Source organism: Occallatibacter sp. (genome assembly GCF_049802275.1).
GTDB lineage: Bacteria > Acidobacteriota > Terriglobia > Terriglobales > Acidobacteriaceae > Telmatobacter.
The window spans coordinates 1-2137 of sequence record NZ_JBARMD010000582.1; the positions used below are offsets into that span (position 1 = coordinate 1).

At 52.9% G+C, this 2137-nt stretch carries 3 protein-coding genes; all 3 read left to right on the forward strand.

Annotation, left to right across the window (positions count from 1 at the left end):
* Positions 1-234: hypothetical protein (locus WA354_RS19915; protein ID WP_472814768.1), on the forward strand; the 234-nt coding region annotated here is incomplete at its 5' end.
* A gap of 152 nt (positions 235-386) precedes the next feature.
* Positions 387-1043, forward strand: coding sequence for a 3'-5' exoribonuclease domain-containing protein (locus tag WA354_RS19920; protein WP_472814769.1), 657 nt, complete (start codon positions 387-389; stop codon positions 1041-1043).
* Positions 1027-2028 (forward strand): hypothetical protein, encoded by a 1002-nt coding sequence (locus WA354_RS19925; RefSeq protein ID WP_472814770.1) that lies wholly within the window; start codon positions 1027-1029, stop codon positions 2026-2028. The genes WA354_RS19920 and WA354_RS19925 overlap by 17 nt, the downstream gene beginning before the upstream one ends.
* The last annotated feature ends 109 nt before the right edge of the window (positions 2029-2137 follow it).

Sequence of the window (2137 nt, forward strand, 5' to 3'; positions counted from 1 at the left end):
GTCGCCAAGGATCTGCATCTGGCCTGCGAACTCGCCCGCGCGGTCGCCGCCCCGGCCAATCTCGGCCTGCTCGCCCATGATATATTTCATCGCGCCCAGGCGCAGGGCTGGGGCCAGGACGGTTTCCCGATTGCCGCCCGCATCCTCGAGGCGATGGCCGGCTGCGAGCTGCGTTCGCCGACCGGGCAGAATACGGTAAGCTACCAGGCAGACGATCCGAGGCGAGGCACATGATGCGGTATGATTCTCGTAATGCCAATGACTTCTGGTGGCCGAAGGCGTTTAGGAACTGGCGGTTGACGATCGTGCACGCCAGAGTCTCGCATCCGGATTCGACCTATTTGGTCGGGCGCGAGATGGCTGCTAGCTGAAGGCGGAGGGGACCAATGCTCGATAGCAGGATCGCCCCGAGCGCGCCGCTGGTTAATCAGCAAGGTAAGAGGCTAGACAGGAAGGTGGATGCGTATTTCTCAGCGGACGTGGAAACGGATGGCCCAATTCCCGGGCCGTTCTCAATTCTCTCGTTCGCCATTGTGTACGCAGGCTCCTTCGATGGAGAACGCTTCGAGCGACCGCAGAGCTACGAGAGAAGCCTCTATAAGGAACTGCAGCCTATTTCTGACCAATTCCAGCAAGAAGCCTTAAGTGTGAACGGTCTTGACAGATCGCGCCTGATCATAGAGGGAGAAGCTCCCGAAAGAGCGATGACAGAGGCCTGTGATTGGGTGGCCAATAACGCGGACGGAGCTAACCCGGTGCTGGTTGCTTATCCGTTAAGCTTTGACTGGAGCTGGCTGTATTGGTATTTCGTGCGATACTCGGCGAACGGTTCACCTTTTGATTACTCGCGCTGCTTTGATATTAAGACCGCCTTCGCAGTCAAAGCCGCCATCCCAATTTCGGAGGCGGGCCGGTCGAGACTCCATCCATCGCTTGTCTCTAAGCATCAACATACGCATCACGCTCTCGGAGACGCAATCGAACAAGCTGAAATCTTCGCCAATATCTTTGAGTGGGAGGGGGTGCGTGGGCGAACTCTCTGATCGTCGGTCTCAGACGGGAAAAAGAATATTGCAACTTCGCACGAGACTGCAAGACGCGGAGAATCGTGCTAAGAGTAAAGCGTGTGTTTACGCTACCGGATCTTTCGGACGATGCGAGGCAAGTTCGCACAGCGACCTGGACCTGTTCATCCTTGGAAAAAACAACGGAACGAAGGGGCGCGATGGTAAGGAAGGAAGCCTTCTAAAACGCCTTGACGAAATTTGCATTAAAGCGGATCTCATCGAAGTTACACGTGTGTTGGGTATTCAGGAATTTTCAGGAGACGGTCGCTATCTTGTCCATTATTCTGTAGATGAACTCACAGAGACTCTTGGCACACCAGAGGACGACGTAACAAATACGTTTACGGCACGGCTTCTTCTTCTTTTGGAAAGCCACCCTCTTTTGGAGGATAAAGTATATAAAGAAGTTACAGAAGAGGTAGTTGTCGCATACTGGAGAGATTATGAAGATCACAAGGCAGACTTCATGCCAGCCTTTCTTACAAACGATATCCTGCGCTTGTGGAGAACATTTTGTGTGAATTACGAAGCGCGGACCGAGAGGGTCCCCGATGAAGAAAAAGCCAAGGGAAAACTCAAAAATTATAAGCTGAAGCACAGCAGGCTGCTGACTTGCTATTCTGCCCTCCTCTATCTTCTGGCTGTATTTAGACAGCAAAAATCGGTCCACCCAGCAGATGCCTTAGCCATGATTGGATTGACTCCCACGCAACGATTGGAGTGGCTTCGAGAACAACCCAGCTTGGCAGATGCGCATGAAACAGTAAGCAGGCTTCTTGATCAATACGAGCGGTTCTTGGAAACAACAAATGCCGAAGAGGGTGACATCGTCCGCCGTTTTATGGATAAAGAGACTAGCCGGGAATATATGACAGCCGCTTATACGTTCGGCAATCTGATGTTTGATGTGCTGGCCTGCATTGGGAAGGACAATCTATTTTATCGGCTGCTGGTGGTTTAGTTTAGCATTTTAGCGTCGCGTCGGGCGGCGGGATGTTGGTATTTGATGGGCAATCTGCAGGTAGGAGGGCGATCATGACAACCGCGCGGGCATCGGGCTATCGGAGCGG